The sequence below is a fragment of the Rhodoglobus vestalii genome, assembly GCF_006788895.1.
Lineage (GTDB): Bacteria > Actinomycetota > Actinomycetes > Actinomycetales > Microbacteriaceae > Rhodoglobus > Rhodoglobus vestalii.
Genome location: NZ_VFRA01000001.1, coordinates 2,277,153 through 2,294,266, shown reverse-complemented (window position 1 = coordinate 2,294,266; position 17,114 = coordinate 2,277,153). Strand labels below are relative to the sequence as shown.

At 60.8% G+C, this 17,114-nt stretch carries 16 protein-coding genes; 7 read left to right on the top strand and 9 right to left on the bottom strand.

The annotated features are described in order from the left end of the window. Positions 1 to 58 precede the first annotated feature (58 nt). Complete coding sequence (locus tag FB472_RS11305) at positions 59 to 757, top strand: ABC transporter ATP-binding protein (protein WP_141990973.1); 699 nt, start codon at positions 59 to 61, stop codon at positions 755 to 757. Next, positions 754 to 2,061, top strand: a complete 1,308-nt coding sequence (locus tag FB472_RS11300; RefSeq protein ID WP_141990972.1) for an ABC transporter permease — start codon at positions 754 to 756, stop codon at positions 2,059 to 2,061. The genes FB472_RS11305 and FB472_RS11300 overlap by 4 nt, the downstream gene beginning before the upstream one ends. Positions 2,062 to 2,157: 96 nt before the next feature. Here the strand turns inward: FB472_RS11300 and FB472_RS11295 are convergent, their stop codons facing one another. Then, a complete protein-coding gene (locus tag FB472_RS11295; RefSeq protein WP_141990971.1) occupies positions 2,158 to 4,902 on the bottom strand; it encodes a cation-translocating P-type ATPase in 2,745 nt (914 codons plus the stop codon). 431 nt (positions 4,903 to 5,333) lie between these two features. Next, the gene (locus FB472_RS14075; protein WP_170192088.1) at positions 5,334 to 5,480 is read right to left on the bottom strand and encodes a hypothetical protein; all 147 of its coding nucleotides are present in this window, start codon (positions 5,478 to 5,480) and stop codon (positions 5,334 to 5,336) included. Between the two features lie 173 nt (positions 5,481 to 5,653). Between FB472_RS14075 and FB472_RS11290 the strand changes: the two genes are divergently transcribed. Next, positions 5,654 to 6,364, top strand: coding sequence for an SDR family NAD(P)-dependent oxidoreductase (locus tag FB472_RS11290; protein WP_141990970.1), 711 nt, complete (start codon positions 5,654 to 5,656; stop codon positions 6,362 to 6,364). A gap of 30 nt (positions 6,365 to 6,394) precedes the next feature. Here FB472_RS11290 and FB472_RS11285 read toward each other — a convergent pair whose 3' ends face one another. From FB472_RS11285 to FB472_RS11270, 4 genes are all read right to left on the bottom strand, one after another. Further along, positions 6,395 to 7,993 carry a cryptochrome/photolyase family protein gene (locus FB472_RS11285; RefSeq protein ID WP_246078192.1) on the bottom strand — a complete coding sequence of 533 codons (1,599 nt, stop codon included), beginning with the start codon at positions 7,991 to 7,993 and terminating at the stop codon, positions 6,395 to 6,397. 275 nt (positions 7,994 to 8,268) lie between these two features. After that, positions 8,269 to 8,673, bottom strand: a complete 405-nt coding sequence (locus tag FB472_RS11280; protein ID WP_035897369.1) for a fasciclin domain-containing protein — start codon at positions 8,671 to 8,673, stop codon at positions 8,269 to 8,271. Positions 8,674 to 8,755: 82 nt separating this feature from the next. After that, the gene (locus FB472_RS11275; protein ID WP_425467221.1) at positions 8,756 to 9,733 is read right to left on the bottom strand and encodes a malate dehydrogenase; all 978 of its coding nucleotides are present in this window, start codon (positions 9,731 to 9,733) and stop codon (positions 8,756 to 8,758) included. A gap of 222 nt (positions 9,734 to 9,955) precedes the next feature. Continuing rightward, positions 9,956 to 10,336, bottom strand: a complete 381-nt coding sequence (locus tag FB472_RS11270) for a hypothetical protein (protein WP_141990968.1) — start codon at positions 10,334 to 10,336, stop codon at positions 9,956 to 9,958. A gap of 210 nt (positions 10,337 to 10,546) precedes the next feature. On the opposite strand from FB472_RS11270, the gene FB472_RS14710 reads away from it, so the two are divergent. After that, the gene (locus FB472_RS14710) at positions 10,547 to 10,828 is read left to right on the top strand and encodes a TetR family transcriptional regulator C-terminal domain-containing protein (protein WP_425467220.1); all 282 of its coding nucleotides are present in this window, start codon (positions 10,547 to 10,549) and stop codon (positions 10,826 to 10,828) included. Further along, positions 10,792 to 12,183, top strand: coding sequence for an APC family permease (locus FB472_RS11265; protein ID WP_281283297.1), 1,392 nt, complete (start codon positions 10,792 to 10,794; stop codon positions 12,181 to 12,183). The genes FB472_RS14710 and FB472_RS11265 overlap by 37 nt, the downstream gene beginning before the upstream one ends. Positions 12,184 to 12,335: 152 nt before the next feature. On the opposite strand, the gene FB472_RS11260 is transcribed toward FB472_RS11265, so the two are convergent. Genes FB472_RS11260 through FB472_RS11250 form a run of 3 tightly spaced genes read right to left on the bottom strand, consistent with a single transcriptional unit; the run spans position 12,336 to position 15,360 of the window. Beyond that, positions 12,336 to 13,433, bottom strand: a complete 1,098-nt coding sequence (locus tag FB472_RS11260; protein WP_141990967.1) for a RuBisCO large subunit C-terminal-like domain-containing protein — start codon at positions 13,431 to 13,433, stop codon at positions 12,336 to 12,338. A gap of 2 nt (positions 13,434 to 13,435) precedes the next feature. Beyond that, the gene (locus FB472_RS11255; RefSeq protein ID WP_141990966.1) at positions 13,436 to 14,449 is read right to left on the bottom strand and encodes a transketolase family protein; all 1,014 of its coding nucleotides are present in this window, start codon (positions 14,447 to 14,449) and stop codon (positions 13,436 to 13,438) included. Beyond that, positions 14,446 to 15,360: a transketolase gene (locus FB472_RS11250; RefSeq protein WP_141990965.1), complete on the bottom strand. Its 915-nt coding sequence runs from the start codon at positions 15,358 to 15,360 to the stop codon at positions 14,446 to 14,448. Before FB472_RS11250 ends, FB472_RS11255 begins: the two co-directional genes overlap by 4 nt. 114 nt (positions 15,361 to 15,474) lie before the next feature. On the opposite strand from FB472_RS11250, the gene FB472_RS11245 reads away from it, so the two are divergent. Together FB472_RS11245 and FB472_RS11240 are read left to right on the top strand one after the other, a co-directional pair. Further along, positions 15,475 to 16,110 (top strand): class II aldolase/adducin family protein, encoded by a 636-nt coding sequence (locus tag FB472_RS11245; protein ID WP_141990964.1) that lies wholly within the window; start codon positions 15,475 to 15,477, stop codon positions 16,108 to 16,110. A 41-nt stretch (positions 16,111 to 16,151) separates the two neighbouring features. Continuing rightward, positions 16,152 to 17,063 (top strand): sugar-binding transcriptional regulator, encoded by a 912-nt coding sequence (locus FB472_RS11240; protein ID WP_141990963.1) that lies wholly within the window; start codon positions 16,152 to 16,154, stop codon positions 17,061 to 17,063. Positions 17,064 to 17,114: the final 51 nt, after the last annotated feature.

The following is a 17,114-nucleotide window of genomic DNA, read 5'->3' as shown; positions in this document are numbered from 1 at the left end:
GGCAGGTGTCTCCCCTGAGCTGATTCCGTTGCCGCGTCAGAGCGCGATACTTGATGGTATGGATACCCCGATCATCCGAGTCACGGATGTACACAAGTCTTACGGCCGAGGCCCGAACCGATTCGATGCACTCAAGGGGGTGAGTTTCGACATCTTTGAGGGCGAAAGCATCGCCATCATCGGCAAGAGCGGGTCGGGCAAATCAACCCTGATGCACATTCTCGCGCTCCTTGATGCCCCAACATCGGGAAACGTTGAGCTTGAAGGCGTGGACACAAGCACGCTGAAGGGCACGAACCTCAACCGCGCACGCAACAAGACTTTCGGGTTCGTATTCCAACAGTTCTTCCTCACCGCAAACGCATCCGTTCTCGAAAACGTGATGTTGCCGATGAAAATTGCGGGAATCCGGCGCAGCGAGCGCAAGCAGCGAGCCCTTGCCGCTCTTGAGGAACTCGAAATGGCCGACAAGGCGTCAAGTAAGGCCCTCAACCTGTCTGGTGGTCAAAAGCAGCGCTCTGTGATCGCGCGCGCGCTGGTCAACAACCCACGCATCATCTTCGCTGATGAGCCCACCGGAAATCTCGACACCACCACCGGCGCAGTCGTCGAAGACATCCTGTTCGATCTCAACCGCGATAACGGCATCACTTTGATCGTGGTCACTCACGACGAGGAGCTGGCAGCACGATGCGACCGACGTCTCTACATTCGCGACGGCCTGCTCGTGAACGACACCACGGAGGTGGCCGCATGAAAACCCTCGACCTGATTGGTTCTGCGGCGTCGAACACGTTCCGTTCGAAGACCCGCACCATTCTGACGATTCTCGCGATCTTCGTTGGTGCGTTCACTCTCACCATCACCAACGGCCTCGGTACGGGCATCAATCGGTACATCGATGACACCGTCACCTCGATTGGCGCAGAAGATGTGATGACGGTTTCGGTGACCCAGGACGCAAATGCGGGGTTCGGCGATGCCACTGGGCCGGCCGAATATGACCCTGATGCGGTGGTCAGCGGAGGCTTCAGCCGTCCAGGTTCCACTGTCGTGGCCCTCACTCCCGACGATTTGGATGCGCTCGCCACCATCGCGGGTGTGCTCGATGTTGAGGCGACAAAGTCGATTTCCCCGGACTGGATTCAGTACGGCAACGGAACGCAGTACCTGAGCTCTGTCGGCGCACTCGTAGCCGGCCAGACCGTGCAGCTTGCCGCTGGTGGAGCGCCGGCCGCAGATTCGGATGCCCTCGAACTGAATGTGCCCAGCTCTTATGTGGAGTCGCTCGGGTTCGCTGACGCAGATGCCGCTGTGGGGGAGACCCTCACGATCGCGATCACGGATGCTGAACGCACCCAACACTTTGTTGACGCCACGATCGTGGGTGTTGCCGAGGAGAGCATTGCTGCACCCGGTGCTGGCGGACTTGTTGTGAATACTGCGCTGACCGATGAGCTTTATCAGACCCAGAACGTTGGGATCCCGGCTGATCAGCAGGAGCGTTACGCCCAGGCGAGCATCCGCTTCGACCCGGCAGCAACGGATGCCGAGATCACTGCGCTCAAGGATCGGCTCACGGATGCCGGATTCACAGGCACGACTGTGGCCGACCAGCTCGGCACGTTCAAAACAATCATCGACGCAATCGTGCTCGTGTTAAATGCGTTCGCCATAATCGCCCTGCTGGCTGCAAGCTTCGGAATTGTGAACACCCTGTTCATGTCTGTGCAGGAACGCACCCGCGAAATCGGTCTCATGAAAGCCATGGGTATGGGCAGCGGCAAAGTGTTCGGCCTGTTCAGCCTCGAAGCTGTATTCATCGGCTTCTTGGGCAGCGCGATCGGTGTCGGAATCGGAATGATCGTGGGCACCGCGATCAGTTCGCTACTCTCGGGCGCAATCCTGGCCGACCTACCGGGCCTCACGCTGATCGCCTTCGACCCGATCTCGGTCGCCGTGATCATCCTCGTCGTCATGGCAATCGCCTTCCTAGCCGGCACCCTACCCGCCGCACGCGCTGCCCGCGCCGACCCTGTGGAATCTCTGCGGTACGAGTAAGAGCGGAGGATTCTGGAGCTATTATGCTCTCGTTCGAAAACTTCCGGAAGCCTATCGGTCACGACTTCGAGCCCGCACCGACAGGGTTGACGTTGACTATCGGGAGCGTCGGGCGACAGCGCGCTCAACTGTCTTCCCCACCTCCACAAGCAGGAATATGGCTGCCGATAAACCAAGCACAATGCCCCACTCGCGCAGACCGATCGGGGTGGAATGAAACCAGGTGTTCATTATTGGCGTGTAGACGAATAGCAGCTGGAGCAGGAGCAGGGCGCCCACGGAGATCCACACCATTCGGTTGCCGGTGAGCACGGTGAAACGCAGACTCGTGGAGCGCAGAAACCTGGCATTGAACAGGTAGGCGAGCTGACCAAGAGCGAGCATCGTGACCGCGCTGGTTTGTGCCTGTGCGAAGCTAGCGGAGTTGGCGAGCTCGAAGAAGTAGACCGCGATCGTGGCTCCACTGATGAGAGTGGAGACCAGGACGACACGAGCGAGGAGGTCGCGTGGAAGTATAGACCTCCCGGGTTGGCGCGGCGGGCGGTCCATGATCCCACCCTCTGCCGGTTCGTACGCGAGCGCGAGCGCGAGCGTGACCGCCGTGATGAGATTTATCCAGAGGATCTGGGTGGGCTGAAGCGGTGGGGTGAAGCCAAAGAGGACCGCGATCAAAATGACGAGTGCCTGCGCGAAGCTCGTGGGTAGCAAAAACACGATCGACTTTTGCAGATTGTCGTAGATTCGCCTGCCTTCCTTGACTGCGCGCTCGATGCTCGCAAAGTTATCGTCAGCAAGCACAATCGCCGCTGCCTCCTTGCTCGCCTCCGTACCCTTAATTCCCATCGCCACCCCCACGTCGGCCCTGGTGAGAGCAGGGGCGTCATTCACTCCATCGCCGGTCATAGCGACAACCTCGGCGTGTGCCTGTAACGCCGTCACAATTCGGAGCTTGTGTTCTGGGCTTGTGCGGGCGTACACGTCGATATCGCGGACGACGCTGGCAAGCTGGTCCTGACTCATCGACTCAAGTTCGGCACCGACGGCGACGCGGGCATCCGTGTCCGTAATGATGCCCATCTCCTGCGCGATCGCACGGGCGGTCCCGGCGTGGTCGCCCGTGATCATCTTCACCCTGATGCCGGCGTTATGACACGCCGCGATCGCCGCGACCGCCTCCGGCCGGGGTGGGTCGACAATGCCCACGATGCCCAAGAAAGTGAGTCCGTTAAGATCCTCCGGCTGAAGGGTGCGCTGATCGGCCTGGGGTACGCCGCGCGCAGCGGCAAGGACACGCAACCCCTCCGCGCTGAGGCTGTCCACTTGTTGCTCCCACCATCCGGTGTCGAGTGGCACTGTGGAGCCGTCTGCGGTGAGTTGGGTTGTGCAGAGTTCCAATAGTCGATCAGGGGCTCCCTTGACCAGGATCACATCGGCGCCTGTCGGTGTGCTGCCGAGGGTCGCCATGAACTTGTTCACCGAATCGAACGGCACCGTCGCGAGACGATCGTAGTCGTGCGCCTCGAAGCCTGCCTTCGAAGCGAGGGTACGGAGGGACCCCTCGGTTGGCTCCCCGACAATGTGCCAGTGTCCGTCTTTTTCCGTGAGTGAGGCGTCGTTGCACACCGCCATCACCTCGACAAGTCCGTGCAGCGCCTGATCCGCGCTGAGATTGACTGGTACGTCGTTGACGGTGATGTCACCTGTCGGTGCGTATCCGATGCCGCTGACCTGAGCTTGTGCGTCGGCGGTGACGACGGTACGGGCGGTCATCTCGTTGCGGGTGAGCGTCCCCGTCTTGTCAGTGCAGATGGTGGTGACAGAGCCGAGCGTCTCCACCGCAGTAAGTTTTCGCGTGATGGCGTTACGTTTGGCCATTCGCTGAACACCGATCGCAAGCGTGATCGTGACAAGCGCGGGCAGCCCCTCTGGGATCGCCGCCACCGCGAAACTGATCACTGCAGAAAACAGTTCATTGCCGGACTGGCCGTGCAGGATCCACCCGACAAGGGCCATCATTCCGGCAACGCCAAGGATGATGAGAGAGATTCTCTTGCCGAATGCGTTGAGCTTTCTGGTCAGCGGGGTATCGAGGGTCTCCACCTCGCCAATCATGGTCTGGATGCGGCCGAGTTCCGTTGCTATCCCTGTTGCGGTAACCACTCCGACGCCCAGTCCTGCGGCGACAAGAGTTCCGGAGTAGAGCATGCACTGCCGGTCACCGATCCCGGCGTCGTGCGCGACCGGTTCCGGGTGTTTATCAGAGGGCACTGATTCTCCGGTGAGCGAAGACTCCTCCACCCGCAGCATTGTCGCGTTGAGCAACCGCAGGTCGGCCGGTACGCGGTCACCAGACTTAACCCGCACCACGTCGCCAGGAACGAGACTCTGCGCATCGGTGTCAGTCCACACGCCATCGCGCAGAACCCGGGCTCGCAGAGAGAGCATGGTGCGAAGGCCCTGCATTGCCTTCTCTGCCCTCCCTTCCTGCAAAAATCCGATGAGGGCGTTGATGACGGCGACGGCAAGAATCACCCCCGCGTCGAGCCAGTCACCAAAAACGGCCTTGACTGCCGCCGCCGCGAGCAGTATGTAGATCAGTATGTCGGCGAAGTGGGTGAGAAACCGCAGTAGTGGATGCTTCTTCTTCGGCTCCGGCAGCCGGTTGAGTCCAACTATTGACAGACGCTCAGTGGCCTCACTGCCACTGAGTCCGTCAGGGCCTCCACCGATCACGTCGAGCACTGCGTCGCAACTCAACGCATGGGGTTCCACAACCTGAAAGGTTGATGCTACCCGCGCACCCTGCGGAAGGTCGTGCCCGATGTTAGGTGCTGCGCTCATATCGTGTCATCCCAATTTCTTGCTGCGTGCACAAACGGTGGCCCTGCCCCCGGTTCGTGGACACGGGTCAAGCGGCGAGCCAACCTCCCGCCCGCTCTGATGAGTATCGCATCTCAAATTCCACAGGACTGATATGCCCGTGCGGTGCCGTTATGTTCGCGGACGAGAACGGCACGATATGCAGCCCCACGAACATCCACTCGCAGCTGACCCCAACCGTATAGCGAAACACGGCCACCCAATTATTTGATGTATGTCGAATAGGTGCCGTATCGGGGCCATGCCCACAGCTCTTCCGGCACTGGATGGTGTGTCGCCCATCTGCTGCGCGCCACTGTCATCAACGCCGGACTTTCCCCTGGATGATGCGGTACGTCTCGCCGTGCGCTCGAAGGGGTTGGCTGATCCTGCCCGCCTCCGGCTCGAATGGATTACCACTGATAGTAGTCGACGGTGTCACCGTTGCTACCGGTGCCACAGCATCCACTCAGCGCCTCGAGCTTGGGCTCACCCAGAAGACGGCCGAGAGTTGCTGCGGCAGAACTCGATGTTGCTGAGACAACGATGAAGTTCCTCACAGATCCCCCAGGTTCCTCTTTCTTCACCGGTAAGGGGGCGTCGCGAAGACCTCCTCTCCCCCTGCATTGCTAATAGCCCACGAGCCGATCGGTGAGGCAAAGCTTGCAGCGCTGACCGCGGGTGCTCACCGGCAACTAGGGCATTTCACAACCTCGAACAGTATCGTTAGCGCATGACTTCACTTGCGGGATTATCCATTCTTGTCGTCGGTGCATCGGGCGGCCTTGGCTCCGCGATCGCCCGAATTTTAGCCGAAGAAGGCGCGCTACTGACGCTCCACGGGCGATCAGAGGAGAAAGTGCGCGCCCTCGATTTGCCGGGCACTTTCGTCAATTCCGACCTGCGTGATGCCGGCTCCGACAGTGAACTCGTCAACGCCGCACTCGACGCTCATGGACAACTCGACGGTGTCATCAACGCGGCCGGTGTGGTTGCCTTTGGGCCTGTGGCTGATGTGAACGACGAGACCATGGGCACGCTCTTCGCAGTGAACACGTTCGGCCCGATGCGCCTGCTACGTGCAGCGCGACCCGCCCTGCTCGAATCGGCGGCCGCGAAGCGTGACCCATTCTTTCTCACCCTCACCGGCATCGTCAGCGAGTCCCCCACAGCGAACATGGCCGCCTACTCCGCGTCCAAAGCGGCCCTCGCCGCGTTCGGGCAGGCCGCAGGCCGCGAATTACGCCGCGACGGCATCCGATTCGTTGACGCCCGACCGGGCCACACCGAGACCGGACTCGCCACCAGGCCGGTCGCCGGCACCGCCCCAAACATGCCCACCGGCTTCAACCCCGCCGAGGTGGCCCGCCGCATCGTCGATGGCATCATCAACGGTGAACGCGACCTGCCGAGTGGGGCTTTCTCACCGCAGCCAGCAGCCTAAACTGCTGCGCAGCTCGATCTGCCACGCAACTCACCAGACAGTGCGGGTGCGCTCCTGGTCAACAACTGCCTCGCGATCGCTCAGCCGGCGCAGGCCGGCAAGCGGTTGAGCCATACGATGGTTGTCACGGATTCGGGGCTCCACGCGGTCAAGAAAAGCCCAATACCCTGCCGTGAACGGGCAAGCATCCTCACCGAGCCGCTTCTTCGGGTTGAACGTGCACGAGCCACAAAAGTCGCTCATCTTCGAAATATAGGCGCCACCTGAAACATACGGTTTCGTGGCGACCAGTCCGCCGTCGGCGTGCTGGGACATTCCGACGACGTTAGCGGGCATCACCCACGGTGTGCCATCAACAAACGCATTCGTGAACCAGTCGGTCAACTCGTCGGGCCGGTATCCGCGCTGCAGCGCCCAATTGCCGAGCACCATCAGTCGCTGGATGTGGTGGGCCCAGCCGGTTCGTCCCACCTCGGTGAGCACATGGCTGAGACAGCGCGCCCGCACCGCGCTGCCATCCAGCTCGAGAAACTCGCGGGGTAGTGGTTCGCGGGCGTCAAGGTAGTTGCTGCGCCGCACGTAGTCCTCGCCGAGGTGCCAGTACAGATGCCAGACCCAGTCCCGCCAGCCCATGATCTGCCGCACGACGGCTTCGACGCTCGGCAGCGGGGCGTCACCGCGTTCAAACGCGGCCACGACAGCATCGATAACCTCCTGCGGGTGCAGCAAACCAAGGTTCATGGGCACACTCAAGCGGGAGTGACTCATCTCGCTATCGCCGAGCAGAGAGGCATCCTCGAATGGTCCGAAGTCGCACAGGCGTGTCTCCACAAAGTCGTCGAGCGCAGCAAGAGCCTCGGCGCGGGTTGCTGCGAAACGGCGCGGGCCGTCTTGGCCGAGGAAGTGGGCACGACCGTCGGCTTCCATGGCATCCAGGTCACGACGCACCTTTGCGTCAATTTCGTCCTCCACCGGGCAATACACGTCCGGCAGGCCCAGGCTTGCCGCATTCTTTGGTGGTGGCTGACGGTTATCGTGATCGAAGTTGAAGCGTCCACCCTCCGGCTCCGGCCCGTGCATGAGGGTGCCGGTCGCAGTCCGGCGCGCACGGTAGTAGTGGTCCATCAGGAGTCGTTTCGCCCCGCGTCCCTCCGCCCAGGCCTGAAAATCGGCCTCGGCGGTGACAAACCCCCGGCTGGGTAACACGACCGCACCGAGTTCCTCGACGAGCCAGCGTGACCCCCACGAGGTTGGGTTGATCACCTCAAGCTTGCGTCCGGTGAGCACGTCCCGGTAGTGCTGTGCAGACAGAAACTCGGCCCGATCACCGAGCTCGGCCGCCCGGTGCCGAAGGGCGCTGAGGATGAGGTGCGCCTTCGCCCGGTGGTACGGGCGACGGGTCAGCCCCGCCTCTGCCTCGACGAGAATAATCGGCCCGCCATCGTCGAAGTGCGGTCCGAGCTGGTCGGCGAACAGAAAGCGCGGCAGCGACATGAGCCACAGTCTAGCGAGGCGGATGCTGCGGCCCCGATTAATGTAGGCGTGCGGGAGGATCGATCGCCGTTGCCGGTCTTCGGGTGGAACGTTTGTGGCAAAGGCCAAACCCGCAGCAAACACAACACTGTTCACGTGCTCACCGTGCCACTAATCGCAGTGCGGGTGGGCGTCCGCAACGGTAACTTTCGGGCCTGCGTTTGCGCCAAAACAGCCGAACAGTTCGGCGGCGGCACGGGTGCCGCCGCCGAACCATGTAGCCGGGGTGGTGGACCAGCAAAGAATCCACACCTTCGAGATGTTCTCTTGGCGGGTCGAATGGCTAGGTCAGTAGATATTCTTCCTGACCAACAGGCCACTTGGCATGAAGTCGGGAGCCAGAAAATCAACCCCAGACGCGGAAGGGGTGATCAGGATGCGGGGATCAGAACCGTATCGATCACATGGATTACGCCATTCGACGTGGCGATATCCGCTTGGGTGACCGTCGCATCGTTGACCTTGACACCGGATGAGGTATCAAAAGTCACGTCGGTTCCTTGTACGGTTGTCGCACTGGGGGTACCCGGAAGGTCGGCTGCGTGCACAGACCCGGACACCACGTGGTACGTCAGAATCGCTGTGAGCTTGGGGATATCAGCTAGTAGCGACTCCACTGTTCCTTCAGGGAGCTTCGCGAACGCTGCGTCGGTCGGCGCAAACACGGTGAATGGTCCAGGACCGCTCAATGTGTCCACAAGCCCGGCGGCCTTAACTGCGGCGACGAGCGTAGTGAAGTCACCAGCACTGACGGCTGTTTCGACAATATTAGGCATAATAATCTCTTCCTTATCAACTGTTGGAATTTCCGTCCGCGAGGTTATGCACGTTGCCTGATGTGACCTCCAGGTTTCGAGGCTAAGCCTGGCCCGGTAGCAGCCCGAGTGCCGCGACGGCGGCGCGCTCATCGAGCAGCTCTGCCACTGATCCATCGATGCGTGACCGGGAGAATGCGTTGATCGGCAGATCGGGAACAACCTGCCAGTTTCCACCCGACGAGGTGACGGGAAACGAGCACACCAGCCCAGCCGGAACGCCGTACGAGCCGTGGGAGACGATCCCGGCCGAGGTCCAGTCGCCCGCCTTGGTGCCCCGCATCCAGTCGCGCATGTGATCGATGGCGGCGTTCGCTGCGGAGGCCGCCGACGAGGAACCGCGTGCGTCGATGATCGCCGCCCCGCGCCCGGCCACGGTGGGAATAAACTCCCTCTCGACCCATCCCTGCTCCACCTTGACGGGATCGCCAGTGATCAGCGCCTGGCTCAGATCCGGATACTGCGTAGCCGAGTGGTTGCCCCAGATCGTCATACGTGCGAGGGAGGAGACGGGTGCTCCGGTATGACGGGCAAGCTGTGAGAGAGCGCGGTTGTGGTCGAGGCGGGTCATCGCGTTGAACCGGGCAGCAGGCACATCCGGAGCATGTGCTGCCGCGATCATGGCGTTGGTGTTGGCGGGATTGCCCACCACGAGCACACGAATGTCGGCCGCGGCAGTGTCATTGATCGCACGACCCTGCGGCCCGAAGATGCCGCCGTTGGCGGCCAGCAGGTCGCCCCGCTCCATACCTGCCGTGCGGGGGCGGGAGCCAACCAGCAGTGCCACGCTGGTTCCGTCGAAGGCGCGCGTTGGGTCATCCGAAATATCGACGGATTTCAGCTGCGGGAAGGCGCAATCGTCCAGTTCCATGGCGATGCCCTCGGCGGCACGCATCGCCTGCGGCACTTCAAGCAGGCGCAACTCTATCGGTACGTCCGGCCCGAACATCGCACCGGATGCGATGCGGAAGAGGAGTGCGTAGCCGATCTGTCCGGCTGCGCCGGTTACCGTAATTTTCACACTATGACAGTACCCCGTAGTGCCGTTCCGGCATGATCTCATCCGCTCAGAAGCGCATTCTGGTGGTTTACAGCGCGAAGCGATAAGAGCGCTGGAACCTGGCGTGCCGGCACAACAGGGCGGTGTCAACCCGCAGTCTGCGAGCGGTGGATGCCGCGTGCAGCTTGGCACAGTAACGACAAGGTTCCGTTTCCGCGCTCACAACCTCACTGGGAACTACACCTAGCCCGCGATGAACAATTGCCAGAGGATCGCCAGATAGATCACCATGAAGATCGCCGGAGTAACGAACTTCACGATCGTCGTCCACCACGCGGTCTGAATAATCTGCTGAACGACTCTGGACGGGTTCTCGATCTGGCGCAGATCGGCCACGACTGCCTGCGCTTCGCTGGCGGACGTGTACTGAGCGATGGAACCGAGGATTCCCGAGGCAAGCAAGATTCCCGTCGCCGCGATCCGCACAGCAATCGGGCCGCCGTCACCGCCCCCAAGGGCAAGAGCGGTGATGACCACAGTGAGCAGGAAGGTTGGCGCAAATTGCGCAACCATGATGTGCAGGCGCGCTCCAGACCAGAGGCCGAGCAGATCTTTTTCATTCACACTTCCGACTATACAGAGGCTAAAGCTGTCGATCCGGGCTCCCGAACGCAGCGGAGAACACAGTTCCCCTGGAGGTGTGTGGTTCGAGGACATCTCCCACACTTCGGAGGTGGACGGTGCCCTTCATCCTTTAGACCCTCACAATGACCATGCTGATGCGCTGGTTCGCGCACCCGAGTCGGTGAGGAACCTCACGATCCCGTCGGCCACGTGTGGGTTTTCAGCGGCGGCTGCTTCTTCGCGGCAGCGAGCGCCGAACTGGGCTCGCGCAAAGGTCCGCTACCCAGCGCGGTTGCACAACTCGTGCGCGACTGGCACGAGTTCGTCCGGGGAGCGATCGAGCGCGGTGATCGTGTCCCGCTCGCTAGGCCGTGCGTGAGGCTACGCGCCCGAGTTTCGCTCGGTCGCACCGCGGCGCGCGTTGGATCAGGTGACGGCGGGAGTAGGGTCGCCGCGTGCCCTGCCTACGCTCTCGCGTCATTCTCTTTCTAGCCTTCGCATTCACGATCATGGCTGATCCTGTGTCTTCCGTCGCCTACGCGGTCGAAGCGGCGCTCCGGGCGCTGGATGGTCGGCTCGACCTGCTTGTCGCGACGATGGCGCTAGTGATGTCGATCATCGCGCTCGTTGTTCTGAACTACCGGGCGCTTATCGCCCGGTATCCCGAGGGCGGTGGAGCATCGGCTGCCGTCGGCGAAGCTTTCGGCGACGGCTGGTCGTTTCTGCCAGTCGGCTCGCTCGTGGTCGACTTCGTACTGACCATCGCGATCAGCGTCTCGGCAGCCGCGTCGGCCATCATCGCCTACTTTCCCGTGCTTGCGCCGTGGCGCTTGCTCATTGCCCTCGCGCTTGTGGCCGTTGTTGGCGGGTTGTCCCTGTTCGGAAATCTCGGGCGAATCCTGTTCGCGCTGATGACGGTGAGCTTCGTCGCGGTAGCAGCATCGGTGCTCCTGTTCAGTGTTGTTGCCGCGCCGCTCGACTCGGCAGTCCTCGCCGATTCGGCAGCTGCCGATCCGAACGCGCTTGCGGGCGCTGTCGCCGTCATACTCGCGTTCCCCGTCGCGATGGCACTCGCAACCGGTGTCGAGGCTCCCTCAACTGCGATTGCCCAGCTCGGCGGCCTCGATTCTGATGGTCGCCGCCGGTTCGGGCAACTCACACTGTGGCTCACTTTTGGCATCGTTGGCGTACTCACGCTCACCTTCGCGGTGCAAGCAACACGTCTTGGAGTCAGCATCCCCGACGAAGGGTCGACTCTCATCGCCGACTTTGCCAGACACGTCGCCCCAGCCCCGCTCTTTGGGCTATTTCAGTTGATGACCGCGCTGCTACTCCTCGCCGCAGCAAGTTCGTCTTTTCAGGCGGGCCCTGGCCTGCTGAAAGCGCTCGCAGTTCATCCCTCGGGCACGAATGCCGTGGGTATTCTGCCCGCGGCATTTGGCAGTGTGAATCGGCGCCACACCCCATACTGGGGTCTCCTACTCTTCACCGCCCTCTCGATGGTCGTCCTCGCCGCCACCGGCGCTGACGACCAGCGGCTCGTGCTGTTTTACGCGGTCGCTGTATTTTTGAGCTTTCTGTCGGGCTTGCTAGCGATGGCTCGGTTCACGCATGTGGCCCGTCAGCGCAAACGTTTCGTGCTCAATGTCGTTGGTGCAGCAATTGTGGCGTTCACGCTAATCGTCAACCTTTCCCGCGGATGGCCCCTCGTGAGCCTCGTCGCTGCCGCACTCATCGCGGCCATCCTGTGGGCGATGTGGGTTCGCGCCGGGCGCCCAGAAGGCATCCGATCGATCGAATCGCTTCGCAAACAGGATGAGGACGGTCGCGATACGTTGGCCCCATGACGGTGCCGAGGGGTTCGCATGGGCCTCTGGTTCACCAGAGCTCATCCCTCAAACATCGCACAAACGTGTCACCACCGAGACCCCCAGAAGTGCCACCGATGTCCTGAGACATCACAAAATTCGGGGCAGCGCTTGCGCAAGCTCCGCTGTAGTTAGCCGCGCATCACCTCGACCATTTGAACGGCGTTGGCGGCAAGGTCCCCACGGTGCAGAGCACCACCAACAAGTGCAGCGGTATCTCTACCATAAAAGTCGAGCATCTCCGGCAGTCGCTCAATGGTCATTCCTCCCGCAGGAGATATCCACATCGGTGCAAGAGTACCGAGCGGACGCCGTGCCGCTTTGGCGATACTGCGACACTCATCCTTGGTGAACGCAAAACGGCCCGAGAAGTTCGGGAAGATCGAGATATCGGCACCAGCAAGCCGCATGAGAGTTCCGTACACAACCGAGTGGGCGATCCCTTCATTCTGTGAGACTACGAGTGAGCCCAACATTGACGGGTGACCCATCATCGGTAGTGCGATCGAGTCGTCTTCGGCGATTGTCCGCATGATGTCAAAGCCAGAGATTCCCGGGAGAACCATCAGCGCACCGGCACCGAGACTCTTAGCCTCGCGGGCGGCATCCTGAATCTGGTCAGCAGGCAGGTTCAGGCTCGGTGCGTAAACACAGCGATTCCCTGTCTTCTCATTCGCCTCGCGAACAGCTGCGGAGACAACTTCGACTCGTTCACGCCACATGGACCAGGGCTGGTTTGCCAGTGAGTGGTCATCTTTGATGGTGTCGAAGCCGGCTGTCGCCAAGATCGATGCCATACGCGCGAAGTCCGCAGATGACGACCCCATTGGCTTGAGCGCTGTTCCCACCAGTGCGCGTTTAGGCACATCGAAGAGTTCACGAAGTCCTGCGACACCGAATCTCGGCCCCGAGAATTTCTTGGTGAGCACATCAGGAATAGAAACGTCGATCAGCCGTACTCCGCGAAGCATAGAGACGTTCCCCCAGAGCACGTTCAAGAGTTGGGGAAGTTCGCCGCCCGCGTTTCGGTGGTCGTACGAGATGGTTACACTCGTCGCACCATCGACCTGCTCGCCGATGCTGTCGATCTGCCCGACGACCTCTCGTTGAATCCACGCTTCAGCAAGTTCCGCCGGAAACTCAATCGACTGCTCGACGCTAATTGCCTCCGCGATTTCACGGGCGTCGTTTCCGTAGATCAGGTAATCGACAACAATTCGATCCGTCATGGCTAGAGCCCTTCCGCTTTGGCACTGCTGTGGACATTTACTGTTCGAACCTGAGTCAGTTCGTCATCATTAATTCCCAGTGAGCGACCCACGAGACTTTCAGCGGTCTCAACGAGCGAACGCGCATCCAAACCAAGTTCCGCCATGAGGTACTTCTGCGAGGCACCGTGCGCATAGGTATCGCGAACCCCAATCCGCCTCAGCGGGACCCCTACAGCATGTTCCGCCATCAGTTCAGCGACAGCACTGCCCAGTCCACCAACAGTGATGTGGTTCTCCATCGTAATCACGCCATGGCGAGCGCGGGCGATAGCGCTGATCACACGCGGGTCATCAAACGGCTTCAGGGTGGAGATGTGAAGGTGGGTAATCGAAAGCCCGCGCTCTTGCATCATCGGCACGGCACGCAGCGCCTCTTCGGTCATGATTCCTGACGTGATCAGTGTCAGATCTTCCCCCGTGGAGAGAATTCGAGCGGTGTTGAGCTGAAAAGGCTCGCTTTCCGGAAAGATTCGACTAACTTCGCCCCTGAGCATACGAACATAAACTGGTCCGTCAATTGCGTGAGCTACATCCAAGACGCTTTGAGCCTCTGTGGCGTCGCCAACCTCCAGCACAGTCATGTTGGGAATTGCGCGCATGATGGCAATGTCCTCGATGGCCTGGTGCGTCACTCCACCCGGCGTCATGATGCCCGGCAAGAACGCGATTAGTCGAACCTTGAGCGAGGGATAAGCCACCGACATCTGCAGCTGATCAAGGGGCCGACGGTAGAGGAATACGGCAAAGGTGTGCAGCCAAGGCTCGAAACCCTCGCGCGCAAGACCTGCGGCGTAGCCGAGCATGTTCTGCTCAGCCATCCCCATGGAGAAGAAACGCTCGGGGTACGTGTCGCGCCATTTTCCCACCTCGCACGAGTTGGTGAGGTCGGCAGAGAGCACGAGCACCTCGGGCTTGTCTGCAGCCCAATCAATGAAGTTCTGCTGGTGGGGGCGTGCAACAATGTCGTAGCTCATCGGCTCATCTCCTCGAGAGCAGCCTGGTAACGGGCTTGCTCCTCTTCTCCTGTGAATCGTAAGTAGTGCAAAACGGGGCGGCGCTCCTCCAAGATAGGAAGGCCCCGGACCGGGTCCGTGTAACACAAGATCATGGTCGGCTTATCGTTTTCATCGGCACCGGCCTCGAGTATTGCTTCGATCGAGTGTCCATCAACGGAATGGACGTTCCAGCCAAAGGCCGCGATGCGTTCGGCGAGGGGCTCAATGCCCATCACCGTGTCCATGGGGCCATCGCACTGGCCTCCATTGACGTCGACAATGACCCGAAGCTTGCTGAGTTTGTAGAATGAGGCAGCGTTCAGCGCCTCCCAGGTTTGGCCTTCTTGAAACTCTCCGTCACTCATGAATACCCAGGTTCTGCCCGTCTCGTTCTTGAGCCGGCGAGCTAACGCGATTCCTCCAGCTTGAGAGATTGCTTGGGCAAGTGAACCGGTCGTGGTCTCAAAGCCAGGAGAGTGTTCCGCGCCAATCATCTCGACGGTGCCGCCATCACGGTTGAAGTCGTCTAGAGCGTTCTCGTCAAGCCGACCCGTCTCAATCAGAGCCGCGTAGATGACGAGTGCATAGTGGGCAGGGCTTGAGACCAGTCGGTCTGCCGACGGGCTGGTTGGGCCGTGGAAGTCGGCACCAGAGCGTCGGTTGATTCCGTTGGGTCCCGGAGTCCCCGGGAAAGCTGGCGGGATGAGCGGAGCCGGAAGGGGAGCAAGGTCAACCATGCCCCCGTAGAGGCAGCCCAACAGTTCGGCGGCCGAGCACGCTTGGCTCATGTAGCCACCGTTGTTGGTGAGGGTGTGTTCCAACACCCTTCGACGAATTCCCGCTGCGATTCGCTCTATTTCTGTCGTATCGACTGTGCTGGTATGACTCATATGCACGTTCCTCCTCGTTGGAATGCGCTGAAACCAGCCTCGCTACGCTGCTGGATCGGCTACAGTGAACAATAGTACGTCAATGGCACAAATGTACAGTAAAGGATTAAACACATGACTGACTCCGACTTCAACGCCGCACTAATCGATCAGGTGATCGCAATGGGAGCAGACATCGTCCGCCGCAAGCTGACTCTTGCAAGCGCTGGAAATATCTCCTTTCGGGACCCCGAGAACCCGACCCGGTTCTTCGTCACCGCGGCAGCATCCTGGCTCGACGCACTGACCGAAGAGGACCTGAGCCACATCGACATGCACGGAACCGTGCTGAGCGGGTCAGCCCAACCATCAAGCGAATGGCGCGTGCACGCTGAGGCGTACCTGACACGAACAGACGTAGATGCAGTGGTTCATGCGCACCCGCAGTACTCAGTGCTGCTCGACGCGTTGGGCCATCGCGTCAGGCTGATAACACTCGACCATGTCTCGTATGTGAAGTCAGTCGGAATGACACCCTTCGCGCCCAACGCCTCGACAAGTCTGGCGTCAGGGGTTGCTTCGCAGCTTCACGACCACGACTGCGTAATCATGTCCCATCATGGCTGCGTAGTCGTGGGCGATACGCTTACGATGGCTTACCGGCGTATTCTCAACCTGGAAGAAGCCGCAGAGAACACCTACCGCGCGCTAGCGCTCGGCGACGCCACTACGGCATTCCCTGCGGACCAAGTGCTGTCTGTTCATTCCTAGTAGTGACGCGCTGGGCAACAAATACTAGGAAGAGGTGAGCGATGCTTGGACGCGTTGCTGCCCTGCACTATCTCCATGGCATGAACCACCAAGAGATCGCCGATCTTCTCGGGTTGTCCCGTGTGCAAGTAACGCGCGCGCTTGCCAAGGCGCGGCGCGAAGGCATCGTCGAGATTCGAATCCACAGTGACGAGCCAATCTTCCCCGACCTCCAAGTAGCACTCGCGTCGCGGTACGGAATCGCGAGCACATGGATCGCACCTAGTTTTCCTGAACCCAACGAGACCCTCGCGTCCGTTGGCACTTTAGGGGCTGCCTGCCTGCAGTCGGCCCTGAGGCCGGGGGCAACGGTTGCCGTAGGGCTTTCAACAACCCTCGCATCGATCGCACCCCACTTTGGCCCCGACCAACTTGATGTGACTATTGTTCCCGCAATCGGAAGCCGCCCAGGAGCCCGTCGCTCAGTGAGTCCCCATGAAGTCGCCCGGCAGTTGGCGGATGCCGCCGGAGCGCGTGCATATCATCTCCCGGCACCTTATCTTGCCTCCTCGAAGCTCTCAGCAGCTATGATTCGGTCGGAACCCGATGTCGCTTCAGCTCTCGAGCTAGCGCGACATGCGGACATCGGGCTATTCGGCCTCGGTGGCGTCACGCACGGTAGTGGAACAGTGGTGGACACCACCATGTCTGACGAGAAGGTCTCGCAACTCATAGCTCGCGGTGCGGTTGGAGACATCTCGGGGTCATTTTTCGATCTCGGCGGACGCTTCGTCACTGGCCCGGTGGACGACCGGATGATTGGGCTCACCTACGCTGAGATACTCGCCCTGCCTGTGCGCATCGGTGTGGCCTTCGGCCGCGACAAAGTGCAGGTAATCAAAGCCGCCCTGACCGGAGGCATCATCACGGCCCTCGTCACTGACTACGAAACAGCGAACGCTCTGACGACCTGAATCCCCGGGGGTCTCGTTCCTCTCAAGCATTGGGCGAACGTTACTCACGGG